Annotated in this window: 14 protein-coding genes; 4 read left to right on the top strand and 10 right to left on the bottom strand. The window is 36.3% G+C overall.

Translation table 11 applies throughout. The features are described from left to right. Window positions 1–27: 27 nt before the first annotated feature. From EZ428_RS07810 to EZ428_RS07795, 4 genes are all read right to left on the bottom strand, one after another. Window positions 28–444, bottom strand: coding sequence for an SH3 domain-containing protein (locus tag EZ428_RS07810; RefSeq protein ID WP_131552597.1), 417 nt, complete (start codon window positions 442–444; stop codon window positions 28–30). 4 nt (window positions 445–448) lie between these two features. Further along, entirely contained in the window at window positions 449–781 is a 333-nt protein-coding gene (locus tag EZ428_RS07805) for a hypothetical protein (protein WP_131552596.1), read from the bottom strand. Between the two features lie 385 nt (window positions 782–1,166). Then, window positions 1,167–1,886, bottom strand: a complete 720-nt coding sequence (locus EZ428_RS07800; RefSeq protein WP_131552595.1) for a LytR/AlgR family response regulator transcription factor — start codon at window positions 1,884–1,886, stop codon at window positions 1,167–1,169. Beyond that, a complete protein-coding gene (locus tag EZ428_RS07795; protein ID WP_131552594.1) occupies window positions 1,879–2,922 on the bottom strand; it encodes a sensor histidine kinase in 1,044 nt (347 codons plus the stop codon). The genes EZ428_RS07800 and EZ428_RS07795 overlap by 8 nt, the downstream gene beginning before the upstream one ends. A 199-nt stretch (window positions 2,923–3,121) precedes the next feature. Here EZ428_RS07795 and EZ428_RS07790 point away from each other — a divergent pair, with 199 nt between their 5' ends. Further along, window positions 3,122–4,918 (top strand): S41 family peptidase, encoded by a 1,797-nt coding sequence (locus tag EZ428_RS07790; protein WP_131552593.1) that lies wholly within the window; start codon window positions 3,122–3,124, stop codon window positions 4,916–4,918. A 102-nt stretch (window positions 4,919–5,020) separates the two neighbouring features. Here the strand turns inward: EZ428_RS07790 and EZ428_RS07785 are convergent, their stop codons facing one another. Continuing rightward, window positions 5,021–5,575, bottom strand: a complete 555-nt coding sequence (locus tag EZ428_RS07785; RefSeq protein ID WP_131552592.1) for a hypothetical protein — start codon at window positions 5,573–5,575, stop codon at window positions 5,021–5,023. 853 nt (window positions 5,576–6,428) lie between these two features. Here EZ428_RS07785 and EZ428_RS07780 point away from each other — a divergent pair. Continuing rightward, window positions 6,429–7,046 (top strand): tetratricopeptide repeat protein, encoded by a 618-nt coding sequence (locus tag EZ428_RS07780; RefSeq protein ID WP_131552591.1) that lies wholly within the window; start codon window positions 6,429–6,431, stop codon window positions 7,044–7,046. 255 nt (window positions 7,047–7,301) lie between these two features. On the opposite strand, the gene EZ428_RS07775 is transcribed toward EZ428_RS07780, so the two are convergent. From EZ428_RS07775 to EZ428_RS07765, 3 genes are all read right to left on the bottom strand, one after another. Next, entirely contained in the window at window positions 7,302–9,689 is a 2,388-nt protein-coding gene (locus tag EZ428_RS07775; RefSeq protein ID WP_165501731.1) for a glycosyl hydrolase 115 family protein, read from the bottom strand. Between the two features lie 1,321 nt (window positions 9,690–11,010). Next, window positions 11,011–12,327: a sterol desaturase family protein gene (locus tag EZ428_RS07770; protein ID WP_131552590.1), complete on the bottom strand. Its 1,317-nt coding sequence runs from the start codon at window positions 12,325–12,327 to the stop codon at window positions 11,011–11,013. A 1-nt stretch (window position 12,328) separates the two neighbouring features. Further along, complete coding sequence (locus EZ428_RS07765; protein ID WP_131552589.1) at window positions 12,329–13,081, bottom strand: alpha/beta fold hydrolase; 753 nt, start codon at window positions 13,079–13,081, stop codon at window positions 12,329–12,331. A 185-nt stretch (window positions 13,082–13,266) separates the two neighbouring features. Here EZ428_RS07765 and EZ428_RS07760 point away from each other — a divergent pair, with 185 nt between their 5' ends. Further along, window positions 13,267–13,626 carry a hypothetical protein gene (locus EZ428_RS07760; RefSeq protein ID WP_131552588.1) on the top strand — a complete coding sequence of 120 codons (360 nt, stop codon included), beginning with the start codon at window positions 13,267–13,269 and terminating at the stop codon, window positions 13,624–13,626. A gap of 257 nt (window positions 13,627–13,883) precedes the next feature. On the opposite strand, the gene EZ428_RS07755 is transcribed toward EZ428_RS07760, so the two are convergent. Beyond that, complete coding sequence (locus tag EZ428_RS07755) at window positions 13,884–16,598, bottom strand: family 78 glycoside hydrolase catalytic domain (RefSeq protein ID WP_131552587.1); 2,715 nt, start codon at window positions 16,596–16,598, stop codon at window positions 13,884–13,886. 203 nt (window positions 16,599–16,801) lie between these two features. Beyond that, the gene (locus tag EZ428_RS07750; protein WP_131552586.1) at window positions 16,802–18,226 is read right to left on the bottom strand and encodes a family 43 glycosylhydrolase; all 1,425 of its coding nucleotides are present in this window, start codon (window positions 18,224–18,226) and stop codon (window positions 16,802–16,804) included. Between the two features lie 124 nt (window positions 18,227–18,350). On the opposite strand from EZ428_RS07750, the gene EZ428_RS07745 reads away from it, so the two are divergent. Next, window positions 18,351–20,744 carry a beta-galactosidase gene (locus EZ428_RS07745; protein WP_131552585.1) on the top strand — a complete coding sequence of 798 codons (2,394 nt, stop codon included), beginning with the start codon at window positions 18,351–18,353 and terminating at the stop codon, window positions 20,742–20,744. Window positions 20,745–20,765: the final 21 nt, after the last annotated feature.

Here is a 20,765-nt window from a genome sequence, read left to right as displayed (position 1 = left end):
CGCTAGTAACAGCGTAATGATTTCTTCTTAAACTTGTGTAAGGTACTGGCTATAGCAATAGCCTTCCTTGCCACTATCAGTGCGTACTAAACTCCATAGTTCGTTAGCTCTTGATACCACATTGATGATTTCCCCATGTGCTGCCTTTCCCACTATTTCCTGATCGGTGCCAGGCCCTTTTCTAATGTTAAGGTTAGAAGATTCGGTAGTTACCTTGGCCTTTGTTCCTGCCGCTGCCGCTGCATCAATGTTCAGTATTAAATCTCCAGTCCTATAGTCTGGGTCAATCTTGTTATAAATGTTCCATAACGAATCCTTAAGTTCGCCACTGGCGGTACTGCCATCTATATAAAGTACATTGTCTTGTTCACGTACCTGTAAATCAGTAATTCCGCCGTGTTTGGCTGCCGAAATAAGCTCGCCATATTTTTCCTGTAATGCCATTGTGCTAGTTTGTTATGGTTAGCTTGTTGTTAATTTTTTTAGCGTGCAAAGCATTTATCGTTTGCATCAGTGTTTGCAATTTGTCGCGTTTTATGTTACCAGTTAAGGTAATCTCTCCATTGGCAACTGTTGCGCTTACTCCATTAAAGTCTTTAATGGCATCCTTTGCCTTGTTGGTTAATTCGTCATCTATCGCTATTTGTACAGGTGCAGTTGCAGGGCTGTCAATATTAACTATCGCATCCTTTGTGTCTTTGTTTTTGCCCTTGCATGACTGGAAGGTGATAGCCGAAAAGCCGATTGCGGCGAACAGCAAATGTTTAGTGATGTTTTTCATGAGGTTGTTTTTTTATTGATGTACCTGGTTAATTTCTATTTGTGCTTATAAATTGCTTGCACTGTGACACTAATTATAGAAATACCATACCAAAAACAGAATGTTTGCCAAGCCATATCAATAGGCATTATCGCCCTGTTTAGTTTGGGTAAAAAAGGCTCGTTTTGTTGAGATAGGTACGCATACCCCCCAAGTTCTCAAAAGAGCAATGATGAATGTACAATCTCGCAACTAATCAATAAAAGACCAACTAAACCCTAAACGCCTAACCGTATTTGAAGATAATTTTGTGTTAAGGTAAATTGGTTTTATTTAAAGAGAAACCACAGATTGTACTTACGGAAGCTAACTAGAATGGTGAGCACGTTTGGCTAAAATAGAATGGCTAATTATTCGCTATTGCATTGTAAAAGGCTTCGCGGTAAACTTCGCCCAATGCAATTGTTTTATCGCCAATACTTACGCGGTTTCGCTCAACACTGTTAATCTTGTTTATTGCTACAATGAATGACTTATGGATTCTTATAAACTGATGAGCAGGCAACTGCTCTTCGGTTTTGATCATGGTTTGCAGGCTGGTGATCTTCTCTGTAGCCGTATAAATCATCACATAGTTCTGTAAGCCCTCTATATAGAGAATATCTGATATATTAACCCGAACCAGTTTGTATTCTGTTTTTACAAAAATATGGCTTATCTCTTTTTCCTTTGTGGTAGCGGTTGTACTTGGTTTTGCTGTTTCGGCCAAACCGTTTAAAATTAGCTGTACCTTTTCTACAGCTTTATAAAAACGCTCAAACGATACTGGTTTTAAAAGATAATCAACTGCATCATTCTCAAAACCTTCTAATGCGTATTGGGCATAGGCGGTTGTTAGCACAACCAAACACTTTCCTTTTACAATTTTCATGAATTGCAAGCCGCTTAGTTCGGGCATTTGTATGTCAAGAAAAACCAGGTCTACCTCTCCTTCAATTACCTTGTTTAAAGCCTCTAATGGATTAACAGTGGTAAAACTTAAGCTGAGTGATGGGGCTTTAGAGATATAATGCTTTAAAACGTCAATGGCTAAGGGTTTATCATCTACAACGATGCATCTAATCATAAAGGTCAATTTTTAAATCAACAATAAAGGTATCAGTTTGTTGGTCAATTAAAAGCGTATGCCTGTTCGGGTAAATCAGTGCCAAACGCCTTTGCACATTAACTAAACCAATGCCGCCGGTTCTGTCTTTTTTATGTGTATTAACCTTGTTGCGAATATGCAAATGAAAAGCCTGCACATCAATAGCAATTAAAATTTGGATGGGTGCTTCACTGTCTTTAAAAACGCCGTGCTTAAAGGCATTCTCTATAAAATTGATCAAGATCAATGGCGCAATCTTTTGCTGGTCTATTTTGCCTACCACCTTAAAATTGATGTATGATTGTCCTTTCTGTCCAATTTTTTGTAGGTCTATCACATTGTTAAGGTAATCTATTTCGTTTATCAATGGTACGTAAGGATCATCACTTTCCCTTAACATGTAGCGTAGCAGTTCAGAAAGCTTCAGTAATGCAGCGGGTGCTTCTTCAGATTGCTGTTGGGTAAGCGAATAGATATCATTAATGGTATTGAATAGGTAATGTGGGTTTACCTGCGATTTTAAAAATGCAAGTTCGGTTTTGAGCTGTTCTTTTTCTGCCACTTCTTTTTCTGCACGGATGTTGCGCCAATCCATTAGGTAACTTAGCAATAACCCTAAAAATATATTCAAAAAGTTAGCGCCTAAGGTAACTATAAAAGCAAAAAAGAAATCTAGGTCCAGGTTATAGCTTTTCCAGCCAATTAATGGATACACAATTTGCTCCATGAGGTAATAGAGTGGGCTAAATGCAAAAAGGCAACCCAACAACGAAAGTATGTATTTAACAATGTTTCCTCTTTTTAAAAAATAGGGAACCAACAAAAGATAGTTAACATAGAAAAACAAGGCCGAACAGGCAATTTGTAATGCCTTAACTGGCAATACAATGGAGAGAAACAAGTGCCAGTCGAAATGTGTGCCCAAAACGCCGGTGCCTAGGGCCACCATCAATACCTGCATGAATACCAATACCCAGTAGCCAATATGTAGATAGCCTAATAATCGTTTGTTCATGTTTTAAAAGTAGGTTAAATTAAGCCCCACAAGAAAAAGAATACACCAAATGGTAAATTTTATTGACAAGATTGGTAAATGGCTACACATGATTTATTTTTTAACTAATTAGACCTTGTCAATAAAAGCATGGCGTTGGTCAATCGCTTTTTGAGCAGCTATTTTGAAAGGGCACATTTGGGCAGTTAAACAAAAAATCATGCAAACAATTAAATACTACTTCTTATTGCTGTTGGCCAGCCTATTGTTACATATGCCTAATGTACGTGCACAAGAGGCTAACATTAAAACCCAAAACCAGAATATTGGGCAATTTATTAAGATATGGGGTTTGGTTAAATACAAATCGCAAAAAAGCATTACTGGTAAATTTAATGCAGACCGGGTGTTTCTAACATTGATAGATTCAGTTACGAACGCCAATGAAAAACAATTTAACCAATTGATGTTAAGAATGATAGGGGATATTGATGTTTCATTGCCAACAAAAGGCCATGGCTACAATAGCTACCAATACCTGCTTAAAAATGTTAATTACAATTGGATTAAAGACAAGAGATACACTGTTCTATTGAGGCAAAAATTGACTGCTTTATCTAATTATGTTAATTTAACTGGTAAACACCAATATATTCCAGCTGTATGGCATGAAAGCGATATCCCTAACGAAGCTTCTTACCCAACCTATACTTTTAACCAAGAAGAAGTGAATTTATTAACCCTGGCCAAGGCCTGGAATGCGGTCGAGTACCTGTTTCCTTATAAGTACATGATGGATAGGGACTGGAAAAAGGTTTTAATGGAAATGGTGCCAGTTTTTAGAGAGATAAACAACAGAACCAGTTATGAGAAAAGTGTACTCATGCTAGCCGTTGCTATTAATGACACCCATGCGGTAGAGTTTATGGAAAGCGGAAATATGAAAATGACCAATGTTATTTTTAATGTACGGTATTATCCGCCCTTTGATTATAAGGCACAGGCAGGGGGCATTGTCATTAAAAAATTCTTAAACGATTCTTTGGCAACAAACAGTGCGCTGAAAATTGGCGATGAGATTATTGCTATTAATGGAATCAAGGTAGCCCAATGGCTTAAAGAAAGAGCTGTCTTGCTACCTGCCTCTAACAATGCCGTTAAGTATAGAGAATTAAGTACATCTGATAATAACAGGGGAGATACTTTTGCCTTCAGCAATATACAAGGAGAGACTTTAAATATGAAGGTAAAAAGAGATAAAGCTTGCCTGAACCTAAAACTTATGATGTTGGATCGTCAAAACAAACAAATCACGAAACTGATTGAGAATGACATTGTGCAAAAAAGGGCAAAAGAGAAAACTATCAAAGGCAGAGAAAATATAGGTAATGATATTACTTTGATTAGAGCTGGTTATCTTTTTGATAAAGATTTTCCGGAAGATAAAGACCTTGCACAACTATCAGCCGAGCTGAAAAGTAAAAAGGCCATTATTGTTGACATGAGAAAATACCCACAAGGCCCAGGTTTTTTTAGTTACTATTTACCCTTGCTATTGGGTAAAGAACCTTTTGCCTTTGCCCGTTATTATGCGGCAGACCTTAAGAACCCCGGAGTTTTCATCCATAGAGAAGGAATTGAAAACTATATGTATGTAGCTAAGGATGGCACTAAACCCATGGGGACATTATATACCGGCAAGATTATTATTTTAACCAATGAAGAGACCCAAAGCATGGGCGAGTGGTTTACCATGATGTTAAGCCAGTTGAACAACAATACTACCATTATCGGTAGCCAAACCGCCGGAGCCGATGGCGATTTAAAGAGATTGACCTTGCCTGGGGGGTATCGCTTTAGCTTTACTGGCAATGGTATCTTTTATCCCAGCGGACGGGAAACACAACGGGTTGGCATTATACCAGATATTTATTTTAAGCCATCTGCTAAGGATTTGATGGGGATAGAAGATGCACAGCTACAAAGAGCCTTGAAATATATTAAGGAAGGGAAGTAATGTGATAAATAATTTTTTAGGTTTATTTTTATACCAAAAGGTGCAGGCATTTGCTTGCACCTTTTGGTATTGATATGTTTAGCTTTTATTTAAACTTATAATTTACTTTCTTTTAATATGGGTTGCTACAGCTTCGCTTTCTAGTTCTCCATTACCAAAGTTAAATGCAGCTAGGCTAAATTGTGCTTCAAAGGCTTCTAGTACATTGCATTTGGGCGAGGTAGGACGAATAACGTACATCACGTACAAGCCACCACCAGCATTAGGACAGGTTAAGCAAACCATCACGTTAGTACAATTTTGGTTAGCTGCTTGTTGCCATCCCGCAATATGAGCATTGTAATAAGCGTTTATTTCATCCCAACATAACTGACCCGGATCTACGGGATCAGGCCCTTCATCTTCAATGGGAATAAATACATTGTTTGCCGTAGCTATTTTTTTAAGGAAAATAGGTTTTTCACTTGCTGTTAATGCAGCTTTTAGTTCTGCCTTGGTACCAATGATTACTGCATTTTCTGAACCTTTAGCAGATGCTACTTTTAGGTCAACTGAAAATCTATCTTCTTGTTTTACTTCGGTTACATCTTTTTTGCAAGCAAAAAAGGTAACAAGCGCAAGGCTTAAAAGGCTGGTGATTTTAATAAATTTTTCCATGTCTGTTTTTTTAAGGTTAACAATGATTGTTTTGATAGATATCAAGTCATTGCCAAAATTGTTACCCCTCTTTGAATATTATTTTTTCTGCTTTGCTGAAACGAAAATAGTGTGAAAAAACAAAGATTATATCGTTGCAATAAGTGGTGACCTGATTTGGATGGCATTGACCTGATTTGAACGGTTTCGATTTAGCTTCGTTCGAGACTTCTCCCAGAGTTGTTCGAGAAACGTTCCTTTAAAGGCCGATTCTCCGAAGGAATCTGGGAGGAATGTGGGAGAAAACATATAGATGCCTAGCCGATTTAACCAGTGTTAAGAAAATACTTCTACTATAAATTAATAATGACATAACTATTAGGGAAATATAGGTCTTCGGAAATCGATACTTGAAACTAATGAAGGTGAAAATTCACTCCTATTCTTTAGGAAATAGGTTAGCTGTTCAGTAAATAATCTTTGCTGATGGGGCGCCAGCAGAAAGTGAATTATCGTCAATACTTATTACCCCCAGCGTAGGCCGTCTATTAACCCTTCCTTGTTTCCTGCACCATGCTTCGATACCTATAGCATACCTATCCTTGTATCTCATAGTCATACTTTAATCGCTAAGAATAAGGTCGGAAGCAAGTATCATAGGGTAGCATTGGGATAGGAGTGCAATAGGGATGGGATAGAGAATAGCGGAAGGTTGGATATGACTTGGATATAACTTGGATATAACTTGGATTTGACTTGGACTTGATGGATTCAAATTAAGGGAAATGAAAATGCTTTGAATAAGCTCGGATACAATAATTACATTGTTATACTAAGATACAAAAATTACTAGGAAACATAATATGGTCAATATTTGTTTGCTCAGGTAGAATGGGCTAAACAGGAGATTACCGCAGGTAACTTTGAGTTGGCCATTGGAATATTAAATAGGGCACACGCTTATCCTCATAACCTTGGGGAAGGGAAGTTATATAGTGCTGCAGAAAATGATATCTTTTATTGGTTAGGTGTAGCTCATGAAGGTTTAGGCAAGCATGAAGATGCTCCGCATTATTTTGTGAAATCTACTGAAGGTAGTACAGAATTGGGTGCGGCTATGTTCTATAATGATCAACAACCAGATAAAATATTCTATCAAGGATTGGCTTGGCTTAAGTTAGGTGGGGAGGCAAATGCAAAGGCGATCTTCGATAGTTTAATTGCTTATGGAACAATTCATCAAAACGACAAAGTTGTACTAGATTATTTTGCCGTGTCTCTGCCTAATTTATTGGTGTTTGATGATGACATGAATTTGCGCAATCAATTACATTGTTTTTATATGACTGCCCTTGGATTAATGGGACTGGGTAAAAAAGAGGAAGCTATTTCATTATTTAACAAAATTATAGAAGAAGATTCCATGCATTTTGGGGCGATAAGTCATTTGTGTTTGCTGGGATATGACCAAGAGTTTTTAGCATTTGTTTGATAGGAATAGGATAGAGTTTTGGCAGGTGAGAAAGCCAGCAGAGGAATTAAATCTACGTCATCTCCGACGATAGGAGAGATCTATTTTAACTATTTTAATTAATAGATCTCTCGTGACTACTCTTCGGTCGATATACGAGATGTTGTGAGCGTCATATCGACGATGGGAGATATCTATTGGTCCGCATCTATTGATTAAACCTATGTGTAGCGGATATCTCCTCGCTTCGCTGCGGTCGATATGACGATCCTTAAATCAATTCCAAATTTTAATCTGATCCAAAACTACACCTTCATCTATGGCTTTTATGGCTATTTTATGCTCGCCACCAGCATTTTTAAGCTTTGTTTTGGTAATGCGTTTAGCTTGATTGGTTAATACATTAACTTTCCATTCTTCATTTCTGTCTGATGTATGGTAGTCTACTACTTGTAAAGATTGTCCATCTACAAAAATCTCATAGCGAATCAATTTGCTTTCTACAGGATGGTTAGGGGCTAAGTTTACTTCAATTGATAGAGAATCAGTATTTGAATTATCGAATGAATACTCAACCATTTCACCTTTTTTTAAACTTATAGCACCTTGCTCGTAACCTAATCCGTGGGCAATGGGTTTCGCTCCAGAGAACTTAACATATTGAGTTCCATTAAACAATGCTAGTGGTTTTCGAAGTAAGGGTAATGGCTTCTCTGCTTTTATATGTGGTATTTTCAGGAAATCAGCAAGGTTGCGAGGGCTAGCATTCATCATGTTTTTCCATTTGCCACCAGCTAATGAATTATATCGTTGGGTGAGTGTTTGTATCCGGTCAAAAGCTGCATCACTCTGTGTCCATTGTGTCAAACCATGTCTTGCTAATTGACCATAGAGATGTTTTTTGTTCATTTCGGCAGCACCACGAACAGGATATTCTACCAACTGAAACCAAGCATCTTGTTTTTCTGGAGCTATTGTTTTTGAAAGCTGAATTACTTTTTCCGCAATTCTATCATAAGCTGCAATGCGATTTTTGATTTCTATTTCACTCCAAGGTAGATCGGCAATTTCCTTAAACTTAGGGTTGGTTTCTTCTGTACGGGTATTGCCCATGAATTCTGGTTTGCGGATGTATGCCAAACGATAATACTCATTCATTACTGCACTTAGTGCTACTGCATTTTTCTTGCCAAACTCACGAGCCAGCCAAGTTTGCAAGTGTTCATCTAAACCTTCTTTATTATCTGCTATGGCATTGATGTTCCATGCCATGTCTAAAAAAAGCTCTGTTAAATATTCACCTGGTTTAATATCGCCAACATTTAAAATCCAGATATCTTTTGCACCCTTGTCATAAGCCATTTTCATTTGCGTGTAAAGCTGTGCAGGATGATTGGTACTTAACCAAAGGTAATCATGTGGTCTACCCCAATAAGAAATATGGTAATAAACCCCATTTCCACCTTTGCGGGCACGTTCTTTCTCATTCGGGAAATGACGGATATAACCGTAGTTGTCATCAGTCCACATTAAGGTTACATCATCAGGCACTTGTAAACCCATGTTATATACATCGAGCACTTCTTTATAAGGAATAAAAACCTGTGGTACCTTTTCAACATCGGGGTTCAATAAGGTTTTTATCATGTCACGCTGATCCTTAAATATTGCTGTTATGGCATCTTTCTGTTCCTGAAGCGTATTTGCACCTTGCATTTTGCCATCATGCACTCCACGTATGCCAAGTGTATAGATGTTATCCGAGTTTTTTAGTTGTTTTACTCGGTCTTCCCAAAATTTTAGTACACTAGACCTATTGTTTACATAGTCGTAACTGCCCTTACCATCAATTTTCCATTCTGTATTGGCACTGCGCATCATTGGTTCACAGTGTGAAGTTCCCATGACTATACCATATTTGTCTGCTATTTCCTTATTGCCTGGTGTTTGATAGAAAGCCTCTGTAACCTCATGCATGGCAGGCCAAAAAGTATTGGCACGCAGGCGAAGCAATAGTTCGAAAATACGGGCGTGGGTTTTTGGACCAATTTGCCCCTTTATTTTTGAAGGTTCATAGGTTAAATAACTCCAGGGATTAATGCCAAAGTCTTCATCATTTAAGAAAATACCCCTGTGTACAACTGATGGGTGCTCAAATAGATTTAATCCGTTTTTTAGTGTTAATGTGTTTTTTTTGGCGATGTGCGAATCTGCCCACCATTCCCAAGGAGATACGCCAATGCGTCTAGAAATTTCTAGGATACCATAAGCTGTTCCGCGTTTATCGCTGCCTACAATGTATATTTTATCGTTTTTAACTTGGATGGCATATGCTTCCTTGTTGTTTTTTAAATCTTCAATAAATTTTTTATCAATAAATTTTTCAGCCTCGGCACCACTTCCCAAAGTGCCGATATAAATTTGGGCGTTTGTGTTTTTTAAGATTTGTCCACCAAATACAGCTTTATAATCCTTACCGAACATTTCTAATGCTGTGTTTACCACTTCGGCTTCTTTACTGCTGATGGCTATATTTAGGTTTGCCTTGTTACGAAATATAAAATCTGCAGATGCGCTATAGGGTAATGCAATTCCAATAATTGCAACTAATATTAATTTGCTGATGTTGGTTTTTTTAATTTTTACTGGAGCATTGTTGCTCATAAGGAAGGTGTTTATATCGTTCATCTATTTGGTGATTACTAATATCGATAATGATTAGCTAATTTTCATCCTGTTCTATCCTGTAGTTAAGGTTAATAACTACACAGGCTGAAACATGTTATTTATCAATGGTAAAAAACAAGATCTGAAGAGTGGGAAACTAATGTCGGTAATCCTTAGCATCCCGATAACTATCGGGAGCAGCCCCGTGCCAAAGGCATCCCTTTGGGACTTTCCATTGCTGCCGAGCCGATAAAAATCGGTCGGTATACATTTCAATCGGGTTTATTTAACAAAAGTAGCGGTTCTTGGTAAACTCAACAACTCCGACAAATTATTAACAAAACATAATTGCTAATCCAATTTATGAATAACCGATATCAATGTCAATTAGAGCAGGATAGCACAGGATGATATTTATTTTCACATTATTATATTTGATTAAGCTTTTTTTTTTTAAATTGAGCCAACAAACCAAATATAAATTTCATTCAAGCCCATCCTAAAGGCTTTATGTACCGTACGTGATGAACAAAACCGAATTTAAAATAAGAATAATCACTTGTTTAGTAAGTGCTATTTTATGTGTATTGACTGCCTATAACTACAAAGATCAGTGTAAAGAATCTAATGTTGTTAAAAAAGGAAAGGAAACTTTAGTCGCAAAAGTAATGGAGAAGAAGAAGTTGTAAAGAGACTGCATCGCTGTACCCTCATTCAATCTTTGCGACTGGTTTAAAGATAAATAACCACGAACATAACTATCCAAAATAGAATTTCTATCACAGCGAAGGTTGATTTTAATTTAAGTAGGGGACTTTGCCTCTTTTTCATGGTGTAAGATAGTTATAATATTTTTTATAACGAATTGCTTTTTAACTAGATATGAATTGTATGTGCTATTTGGTAGCACAAGCAGGTTCTATAAACCAGACATAGGTTTAAATCCTTTTACCCATTTTTCTTATAAACGCCTACTGGGGGTAAAGATTGCCCGCGTGCAGGTAGGTAGGTAGCGTTGGCTCCGAAGGAGTCCATTTTGGACGGAACTTCAGTAGCCAAGAAGCACTAACAATTGTTTTCCAATAAATAATTCTACATTAGTTGGTCTTTTTTGAGGTTTATACAAAAAATCTCATATTATTTTCAACAATTATGCTCTAAATCAGCATAGTACAGGACACTTATATTATTTTAACTATTTAAATTTGATTATTGTTTTAGTACTAATCATATAGGATAAGAAACAGTTATATTTGGTAATATATAAAAAGAGCTATCTGGATGGATAGCTCTTTTTTTGTTTGTGGTATAGGAAAGCTTATTTACTTTCTATTTTTTCATCAGTATATAATTTGTTTTTATTGTTGATTACGCTATCATGTGCAATATTGATTTCTGTTGGTGAGTGTTTGCTCATGATGGTCTCATATTGCAGCACGTAAACTCTGTAAACATGGCTTAAGGCAAAGGTTCTTTCTAAAATGATCAATGAAATAGTTGGTAAAAATATTAAGCCCAATAAATCGAACTTAAAAAAGACATAAGCAAAAACTAAAATTAACCTTAAACATTCTAAGTAATAAATCCACCTTCGTTGTTCTAATAAAGCTCCACAGTTGATTAAGGTAATTAATAAAAATAATGGGATAAAAATTTTGTCGTCTAGCTTTAAAGAACCAAAAAATGCCGTGGTAAAAGTTAATAAGGCTATACAAACTATCAATTGAAAGTTTAGGTATTTTTTGAACTTAAACCGATACCTGTCTTGAGATTTGTGTTGTAAAAAACGCTTTTCTAATATAGGTCTGATATCTTGATTTAGCGTAGCAGGGTTACCAAAAATGATATTCAATTTGTTCTTAAAGCCATTTTCCCTTTTACAAGCTTCTGCCAGCTCAAAGTAATAGTGGAAGTGTTGCCATAAAAAACTATAACTTTTAATGGGATGTGTTAAGCCATACTTTGGCGCTTCTTCTTCTTTTTGAAAGGTGCCAAATAGCTTATCCCAGAATACAAATACATCGCCATAATTTTTGTCGAGATACTTGTCGTCGCTGGCATGGTGAATGCCATGTAAAGAGGGCGTGATTAATATGTTTTCTAGCCATCCCAATTTACCTATTAACTGGGTATGTGTAAAAAAAGAGTAGGCACCATGTACGGTTAATATGGTAATTACCATAGCCGGATGAAAGCCTGCAAATGGTAAGGCACACCAAAATATATTTCTAATTAAAGCTTGAAATGTTGTAATTCTGGCAGACACGCTTAAATTAAACTCTTCACTTTGATGATGGACAATATGAGCAGCCCATAAAAAATTAACTTGATGGCCTAATTTATGGTACCAATACCAAACAAAATCTGTAGCAAGAATCAATATAGCCCAAACCCACCAAACATTTGGGATATTAAACAAAGCATAGTTTTTATAAACAAAATAGAATAAATCGTAAAAGCTAGCCGCAATAAATAGGTTTAGTAATCGCTCTGCAATGCCAATGCTTACGTTAGAAACCGAGCTCTCATACTTAAAAAGGTGGCCTTTTTTTAGGTGTAAGGCAATGGCATATTCCATGTATAAAAAAATGAAAAAAGCAGGAATGGCAAATGCCAAATAATTAATGTTATTCATTTTAGTTGGCTAAAAAATTGTTCACGTAACCATTAAATAATTCTGGTTGTTCCATCATAGGAGCATGGCCGCAATTGTTAATGAAATGTAAAGTTGAATTAGGAAGTAGATTATGAAATTGTTCTGCAACTGCAGGAGGTGTAACAATATCCTGTAAGCCCCAAATCAACAATACAGGGATATTGATAAGCGGAAGATAATTGGCCAAGTTCTGTTTTTGGGCATCTCTAGCTAATCCGATAACGGATAAAACCTTTAGTTTTTGTTGTACAATACCAAATACATGATCTATCATTTCATCATTAACCACTTCTTTCCTATCAAATACACCTTCGATTTTTGATTTGATATAATCATAATCCTTAACTCTAGGGAAAGTGCCACCAAAAGTATTTTCATATAAACCAGAGCTTCCTGTTAACACTAGTTTTTCTACCTTTTCTGGATGTTTTAAGGTATAAAGCAAAGCGATGTGACCGCCTAGGGAATTACCAATTAGAATCGGTTTTTCGATGTTGTTCTTCTCAATGTAATGTTCAAGAAAGGCAACTAGTCTATTTAAACTTTGCCCTACTAAAGATTGAAACAGGGGTAATTCTGGTGCCCATACTTTATGTTTAAAGGCAAAATTGTTCTCTACACTTTTCCAATTGCTCAATTGACCAAATAAGCCATGTAATAAAATAATATCGCTTGATGGTGCTGTACAATGGGGTAGAAAAGGAGGCGGAATTTGGTTGATTTGTAACTGCATGGTAGGAAGATTTTAAATGGTTTAAATTCAAAACTTCCCAAAAGTATAAATATTTTAGATAAAGACTACTATTTTTGTAGACTTTATTTTGCTATCTTAAATTGACCACACCTGCCTGCGGTAGGAAGGTAGAAACATAGATGGCATAGTTTTTAATGCTATATTAGAAAATAAATTTACATCTAATGAAAAGCAAACTTACTCTACTCGTTATACTTATAATTACCTTTCTAGTAAGCCAAAGCCAGTCGCAACAAAAGAATGGCAGGTATAAATTTGAAACTGAAAAAATTTATACAAAAGGTAAGTGCCCAGATAGTATTAGGGCCAGTGTTTATGATTCGATGAACAAAAAGATTTTGCATTATAGTTTTAAGAATAATGCAGCTATCAGTAGAAATGCCTTTTATTATACAGTGAAAGCAAGTGAAAAAGGAAGTCTTGTTGCTGGACAGGTGATGGATTGTTCAATGAAAACAATTGCCACTATTTTAGTAAGTAATAAAAATGGTAAAGAAGAGGTGACTGTTAAAGCAGTTAAGTAAAAAACTACAATTTAAAATAGATTATGGAGCAGTTTCGGTAGGTGAAACACCACCACCCGATAGTAATCTGCCATCATTCCCATGAAAATGGGAACCCAGAAGGGCGTAGTGCTGCTAATCGTAAGCATTCTAATATGTCTATTCATTCTTCCATCGCAATTAGGATACCCTTCCGATAGCTATCGGAACGAGTTGGGTATGACGACTACTTATTTATTTCGCTACCTGCCTACCGCAGGCAGATGTGGTTTAATAAATTAAAGATTACGTTTAAATGTATGTTTACCTGAACCAATACCTGAAAGCAGAATGTAATTGCCACTGATTTTACCGCTTACAGGTTTTTCATTAACACTTACAATTAGTGATGTACTAGTTCCTTTTGGTATGTAAACATCAGCCGTTACATTTGCAGGGCTTTGCATCGTTAACTGATAAGTTTTCAAATCTCTTTCCCAGCTAACTTTAATATCTCCTTTATCTGTAGGCACACTACCACTTACATTTTTTAACTCACCTTTAAAGTCGAGCGGCTTAATTTCTACCAATTCATGTTGTGGTTTAACAGACCTTACACCTAAAAAATACTGTTGCATACCATCAAGTCCACTTGTTCCCCATGGATGGCACATGCTGTCATTTCTGTCTATGGCATTCCATGATTCCCAAGTAGCAGTAGCGCCTTGAGTAATGTTTTTTGCCCAACCATCCCATTGGGTATTGGTATAAAGTTTTAACAATTGTGAGGCTTCTTCTGCAAGACCTAATGCTTGTGGTAAAAAACGTAAGGTTACCATTCCAACACTCATGTTTCTTTCCTTTATCACATTAATTACCACTTTTTTATTTGCCGCTGGTACAATGCCTAAAGCTAGCGGAAACATATTAGCGTGTTGTGAAACGTGTTTGCTCTGACTACCATCTTGTAATAATCCATCAATATATACACCATCTGCATTAATCAATTCCTTATTAATTGCCTTACTTATTGCACTTGCTCTAGAATGATATAGATCTGCATCGGCTGTATGCCCAGTTATGGCTGCAATTTTAGCAATGATATCATAATCTGCATAGGCATAAGCACTAATTACTGTTCTACTTGTGCTTTCCATGTCATAACCATAACGCATATTACTTGGCCAATCGATAATTCCAAAAGCATAAGGACCGCTGCCGCCAGCTAGTTTATCGATAAGGCCAGTTTTTGGATTGCTATAAGCGCTTACATATTCTGCTACCTTTTTAAGTCTTGTATAGTTGGTTTTTAAAAATTCGGTATTGCCGGTCTGCAAATAATAATCCCATACCCATAAAAGGTATTGTTGCGTAAAATCTGGGATGTCTCTTTTTCCATCTGCATTAGGGTAAACTGCATTTAATCGACCATCTGCCCAATATTGGTCTTGAGAATCTAGAAATTGAAGCAACACCCTATGGTTCATTGCTCTTTCTCCCATGGTTTTCATTGCACTTACGGCTTGACTCCAACCATCTGATAAAAAGCCACCTTTTTCTCGCGTAGGTGTATCTACAAAATCTTCCTGTGCACCTAGTGTTAATGAATGTGCCATCAATTCCCAAACATTATTTAACATCGGGTTAGAAGAATTGAAGTTGGCACGTTCTGGTTCTAATTCATAATACCTAATGATAAACTTTACGTTTTCAGGTGTGAGTATAATTGGAGAATGATCTACCTGCAAATATTGATAGCCTAAATAAACAATGGGTTTAAATTGAGCCTTATTGCCATTTAATACAAAGGAATAAGCCAAGTTTGTACTTTGATTTATTTTCTCAGAAACTGTGCCATCCTCCTTTAGCACAAAACCACCTAACATTTTTACAGTATCACCTGTTTTTCCTCCAGCAAAGGTAATATCGGGTACACCTGCATAAATTTTACCGAGGTCTATAACATAACGTCCATTGCCTAGGTTTTTTACAGCAACAGGTTTAATGATTTTTTCAGTTCGTCTAGTTAAATCTGGTTGCAGTTCGCCCGTAAAAGGAGCAGAAGGATGTGTGCCAATTTCTTTGCTTTCTTGCCAATCCGAATCGTTAAAGTTAGGTTTGTTCCAATCTGTTAAGGCTTTGCGACTATCTATTACATCAACAAAACCAATTCCCTCACCATTTCTTTTGGCAGTAGTTGGATTAAGTGCTTCAACTGCAATTTGCTTCCAGCTTTTATCTGTTCCAAATTCTGCCTTTGTGCCATCATTGTAGGTTAAAATTAATTTCAAAATAAATCGGCTATCGCCTTTTGGCCTACCTTGTCCACCACCATACCAATGCGTCATTGCAGCAATGGTATTTATGTTTTTTAATTTGTCAGTTACATCATAGGCATTGTAATAAGCATATTGAGGATAATGATGAGCGAGTCCTTTTCCAATGACATTCCCATTGATATAAAGCTCATAATTATGATAGGCAGAAAGATAAACGATGGCCTTTTTTATAGTTTTATTAGCAAGTGTTACTTTCTTTCTGAAATAAGTATAGTTATTGGCGTCTTTGCTTTCACGTCTAATCCAAAAAGCACCACTCCAGTCGGCAGCTTTAAATAAACCAGTATCAAAATAGGTAAATGCAGCATAAGGGCCTACATTTCCATCTTTATCCCAAGTACGTACTTTCCAATAATAACGAGTTGCAGGGCTGAGGTTTTTTCCTTTAAAATCAATATAGTTTTGCGACCTTGATTTTATTTTACCACTGTCCCAAATGTCGGCATCGCCTTTGGCTAATTTTTCTGCTGTAGAAGCCACTAAGATCTGATAAGCCGATTGAATTTCATTTTCATCGATATCATTTACATACCAACCAAAAAAAGGATGGTCGTTAGTACCTATGGTTTTAACCTTATCGGCCGTTCTTAAGTTTGTAGGGGAACCAGGATTAGCCGCATTAACTTTTATAATGCTAGTTAAACAAAGTAGGAAGTAGAAAAAGTAAGTTTTCATCAGTATATAATTATTGATTGGAGGTTATTGTTTGTCATTGGTATCAATGAGCTCGCAAGCTCGGTATGTTTTTTAATGGTGATGAAGCTATCATGAGAGTATTTTTCACTCTTTGTTTATTTTTTTCATCGGTGTTCAAGAACTCGCAAGCTCGGGCCATTGCTGTTTGTGAGCGTTTGCTCATGATGGTTTCATATAATGATTTATTCCTTGATGATTAATTTATCCAATGAAATATTATAATCGGTACTGCCATAATTAGTTTTCTTTTTATCAGACCAATTTGGTTTTAAACCCGATACCGAGACAGTTAAAGTATATTCATCCTTGGGTAAGATAGGAGATAGAAATACCATTGTGCTTGATGGTAATTTGGTGTAAGTATCAACCAAATTTTTCACTAATATCTTTCCCTTTTTATCAGTTAAGATAATAGCAGCATAACCATTGTCTGGTAACGACAGGGAATATAACCCTATTTGTATTCCTTTAAAGGTAAAAGAGAAAGCATTACCTCTGGTGGCTGACCTACTTGTACTTATAGAATCTGATAGATGTTTCCAATTGCCTTTATATTTAATCAGTTTATTAGTGTTCTCTATAACTTTAATGTCAGATTTTTTGCTTGCATACTCACCTGTGCTCGTGTTAACTGTCCACGATTGAATGTAATCTGGAATGGAAATGCCACCGGCTGAAAATGTAATGGGTTGCCATACATAAGTAGCGGAAGAAAGTTGCAAAGGGTACGACCATCTATCGCCCATATACATATACGTAGTGTCTTTTGAACCCTCAATAGCTAAAACAAAAGTAGATTGCGAGTTCCAAGTAAGTTTATCTTTTGGTGCCAATAAACCTCTTGAGGTCCAAGGCCCGCTTAATGCGGTTGCCGTGTAATAATAATTATCATTTTTTTCCCAACTGGTGAGGTTTGAACCGATAAAATAATAGGTGTTTCCCTTTCTAAATAAAGTTGGAGATTCAAATCCGCTTGATATTTGTTTATTGGTTTCGGCAATTATAGATTTATAATCATCTGCCAATTGGTGTATTACGCCACCATGGGTGAGGATATAGCCTGTTCCGTCTTTATCTTGAAAAGTCCCCATATCCCATTTTTTGATAGGTTTGCCATTGAATAGTATTGAACCTTTAAATTGATAAGGGCCTGTTATGTTTTTTGATGTAGCGTAACCTACAAACTGGTCCTTATAGCCCAAAGTATCTACGTGCATATACATAAAATACTGACCAGATTTTTGGTTTCTCATTACTTTAACTCTTTCCCCAACTCTGTTTGGTCCTAATTTGCCACTAGCTTGAACAGGTAAAGCGATACTTTCGAATTTCCAATTGTATAGGTCTTTTGAAGAATAACAATTAAATCCAACAAAAGCATTGCTAGTATCACTATGTGCTTCGCCAAATAGATAATACTTGTCCTTGTCTTTTATAATGTTGGCTCCGTGTGCACTTACCACTTTTCCATTTTGATCATACCAAGGTAGGCCAGAATAAATAGCATCTGTTTTACCTGCTTTTTGGGCATATAACGGTAAGTTGAGAATAGCGCTAACGACAAATAAGGCTGCACTTATAAATCTGATAGGATTTTGGATGAGCATGTTTAAAATTTGGTTAGACCAAATATAAATCATTAGCGTAATCTTGGCATCCTGTACTGTTGATTAATTATAGGCCAATTTGCTCATTTTTTGTAACAAAATTAAGCAGGTTAAAAAAAGAGTTATGATAAACGTTTTTTTGACGTTTATTATTTTATTTTTGGTTAGTCCAAATGTTAAATCATTCTCTATGAACATCAGCTTAAATAAGAAATGCCTTCTAATTGTTGTATTTCTATTTTTCAGTATAGCGCAATTAGCAGCCCAGCAAAAACATACTTTCACTATTAATAAAAATGATTTTTTGTTAGATGGAAAACCATTTCATATTATTTCTGGCGAGATGCATTATGCTCGTGTGCCAAGGGCTTATTGGAGAGATCGATTAAAAAAAGCAAGGTCTATGGGTTTAAATACCATTTGCACCTATATGTTTTGGAATGCCCATGAGCCAGTTAAAGGAACTTATGATTTTACAGGTAACCTAGATATTGCCGAATTCTGCAAAATAGCAGCAGAGGAGGACTTATGGGTTATCATTCGTCCCGGCCCGTATACTTGTGCAGAGTGGGATTTAGGTGGATTGCCATCTTATCTATTAAAGAATAAAAACATTGTTCTACGTACCTCAGATAGCGACTATATGCCTCAAACGTTGACGTTTTTGAATAGGGCAGTACAAGCTTTTAAAAATGCTCAAATTACCAAAGGTGGAAATGTTTTGATGGTGCAGGTTGAAAATGAATATGGAGTGTATAAAGCAGACAAGGTTTATCTAGAAGCTATCAAAAACACTTTGTTAAAGGCAGGAGTAGATGTACCCTTGTTTCATTGCGACTGGCTAGGAAAAAATTATTACGATAAAGGTCACATAGAAGGAGTAATACCAACCATTAATTTTGGAAGTAAGGCACAAAAAGGTTTTGAAACTTTTGCTCAATATGTGCCAGATGGACCAAGATTTAACTCAGAATTTTGGACAGGCTGGTTCGATTACTGGGGCGGTAAACACGAAGTACATTCTGTTAAAGAGAAAATAGAAGACTTTAAATGGATGATAGATAATGGTGTTTCTGTTAACCTCTATATGTTTCATGGGGGTACCACAAACGGATTTTTTCCTGGGGCAAACGGCAGTAACACTTATTACACGCCTTATACAACTAGTTATGATTATGATGCACCTTTAAATGAGGATGGTGAGCCAAATGATAAGTTTTATGCTTTTAGAGATGTGATTTTAAAGAAATATCCGGATTTAAAATTACCTGCTTTACCTACGCCCATTAAAAAGATTGTTATTCCTGAATTTAAACTGACGCATTTTGCTTCATTGGTTAATAATTTACCAGCTCCCAAAGTTTTTGAAACACCACAAAATATAGAGGCATTAGACCAAGCTTATGGTTTAATTTTATATGCTCACGATTTTACTGGGGAGTTAAAAGGTGAATTGAAAATTACCCGTGTAATGGATAGGGCAATGATTTATCTAGATGGTAAGAAAATTGGCGTATTAGATAGAAGGCTTAATCAAACTGCGATACAAGTTAACTTCCCGACAGGAAAACACAGATTAGAGATATTAGTAGAACCATTGGGAAGAGTAAATTTTGGTACTGCAATAGATACTGAGCGAAAAGGCATTACCGAAGGTGTTTATTTAAATGGAAGGGCACTAAAAGAATGGCAGCATTATCAATTTCCGTTAGATAAAATAGAAAGTGTTAAAACATCATCGGCAAAAGCCGGATATCCTGAGTTTTTAAAAGGAAGTTTTACGGTAAATGAAATAGGCGATACTTACTTAGATACACGTAATTTAGATCATGGCTTGCTTTGGTTAAATGGTAAGTTAATTGGCAGGTATTGGGGTATTGGGCCTCAACAAACCTTATATATTCCAGGTTGCTGGATTAAAAAAGGTATAAATCAAATCACTATTTTAGAACTGGGCAATCCTAAAGCTAATTCAATTAAAGGCATAAAAGAGCAAATCTGGGCTACTCAATTAGATTCTACCTTGCTACATTCTAAAGCTGGTTCTAAATTAACTTTAAATGCAAGCCAGTTGGTTAAAACAGGGGTGCTAGAGGATAAAGATGGGTGGCAAAATATCTCATTAGATAAAGCCGTAGCTGGACGTTATATTTGTTTGGAGAGCACCTCTAGTTATGAAAATTCGGCAGTTGCCGCTATTGCTGAATTAAGAATTTTAGATGCAAATGGACTAGAAGTACCAAGAGAAGAATGTACAATTGTGTATGCCGATAGCGAAGAATTTGAAAGGGAAAATGGTTTGGCAACTTTAATGATGGATAATCAGCCAACAACTTCTTGGCAAACACAATGGGGTTATAAAAAAGTTGCGCATCCGCATAGAGTGGTAATAGATTTAGGAAAAGTAACCAATATATCGGGTTTCAAATACCTTGCAGGTACACAAAAAACAAAAGGAAAAATTAAAGATTTCAATTTTTATGTTTCCAAGGACCAATTTACAATCGTAGCTAAATAATGATACAACCCTTGCGCCATT

Source organism: Pedobacter frigiditerrae (genome assembly GCF_004331645.1).
GTDB classification, from domain to species: domain Bacteria; phylum Bacteroidota; class Bacteroidia; order Sphingobacteriales; family Sphingobacteriaceae; genus Pedobacter; species Pedobacter frigiditerrae.
This window is presented reverse-complemented; position numbering and strand designations above follow the sequence as displayed.

Bases quoted from the DNA above. Each gene is read 5' to 3' on its own strand.
- EZ428_RS07810 (WP_131552597.1), bottom strand. From the start codon at position 444: ATGGCATTACAGGAAAAATATGGCGAGCTTATTTCGGCAGCCAAACAC.
- EZ428_RS07805 (WP_131552596.1), bottom strand. From the start codon at position 781: ATGAAAAACATCACTAAACATTTGCTGTTCGCCGCAATCGGCTTTTCG.
- EZ428_RS07800 (WP_131552595.1), bottom strand. From the start codon at position 1,886: ATGATTAGATGCATCGTTGTAGATGATAAACCCTTAGCCATTGACGTT.
- EZ428_RS07795 (WP_131552594.1), bottom strand. From the start codon at position 2,922: ATGAACAAACGATTATTAGGCTATCTACATATTGGCTACTGGGTATTG.
- EZ428_RS07790 (WP_131552593.1), top strand. From the start codon at position 3,122: ATGCAAACAATTAAATACTACTTCTTATTGCTGTTGGCCAGCCTATTG.
- EZ428_RS07785 (WP_131552592.1), bottom strand. From the start codon at position 5,575: ATGGAAAAATTTATTAAAATCACCAGCCTTTTAAGCCTTGCGCTTGTT.
- EZ428_RS07775 (WP_165501731.1), bottom strand. From the start codon at position 9,689: ATGAGCAACAATGCTCCAGTAAAAATTAAAAAAACCAACATCAGCAAA.
- EZ428_RS07770 (WP_131552590.1), bottom strand. From the start codon at position 12,327: ATGAATAACATTAATTATTTGGCATTTGCCATTCCTGCTTTTTTCATT.
- EZ428_RS07765 (WP_131552589.1), bottom strand. From the start codon at position 13,081: ATGCAGTTACAAATCAACCAAATTCCGCCTCCTTTTCTACCCCATTGT.
- EZ428_RS07760 (WP_131552588.1), top strand. From the start codon at position 13,267: ATGAAAAGCAAACTTACTCTACTCGTTATACTTATAATTACCTTTCTA.
- EZ428_RS07755 (WP_131552587.1), bottom strand. From the start codon at position 16,598: ATGAAAACTTACTTTTTCTACTTCCTACTTTGTTTAACTAGCATTATA.
- EZ428_RS07750 (WP_131552586.1), bottom strand. From the start codon at position 18,226: ATGCTCATCCAAAATCCTATCAGATTTATAAGTGCAGCCTTATTTGTC.
- EZ428_RS07745 (WP_131552585.1), top strand. From the start codon at position 18,351: ATGATAAACGTTTTTTTGACGTTTATTATTTTATTTTTGGTTAGTCCA.